Origin of the sequence: Pseudomonas sp. SH10-3B, assembly GCF_019891415.1 — a bacterium.
GTDB lineage: Bacteria > Pseudomonadota > Gammaproteobacteria > Pseudomonadales > Pseudomonadaceae > Aquipseudomonas.
Genome location: NZ_JAFLXD010000128.1, coordinates 1 through 544, shown reverse-complemented (window position 1 = coordinate 544; position 544 = coordinate 1). Strand labels below are relative to the sequence as shown.

Here is a 544-nt window from a genome sequence, read left to right as displayed (position 1 = left end):
CCGGCCCCGACATCGTCGCCGGCAACCGCCTGATGATCCAGGGCGACCGCCACTACGACTATGACGCCTTCGGGAACCTGATCCGTGAACGACGCGGCCGTGGGCATGCGCTGATCACCGAATACCGCTACGACTGCCAGCACCGCCTCATCGGAATCACCCAACCCAACGGCCAAGCCGCGAGCTATCGCTATGACCCGTTTGGGCGGCGCATCAGCAAAACCGTCGATGGCATCACCACTGAGTTTTTCTGGCAAGGCGACAAGCTGATTGCTGAGCACCATGCGGATCGCCATCGCAGCTATCTCTATGAACCGGACAGCTTTCGCCCGTTGGTGCTGCTGGAAGGTTTCGGCCCAAAAAACACCAAAGCCTTCCACTACCAACTCGACCACCTCGGCACACCGCAGGAACTCACCGCCCCCGACGGCGAAATCGCCTGGTCCGCCCACTACCGCGCCTACGGCCAGATTAGCCGTCTAGACAAAGGCAAAATCGACAACCCGCTACGTTTTCAGGGGCAGTACTTCGATCAGGAAAGCGG

At 60.3% G+C, this 544-nt stretch carries 1 protein-coding gene; it reads left to right on the top strand.

Annotated elements, in window-relative coordinates; all coding sequences use genetic code 11:
- A partial coding sequence (locus J1G35_RS30645) for an RHS domain-containing protein (protein ID WP_223016878.1) occupies nt 1–544 on the top strand: 544 nt, incomplete at both ends.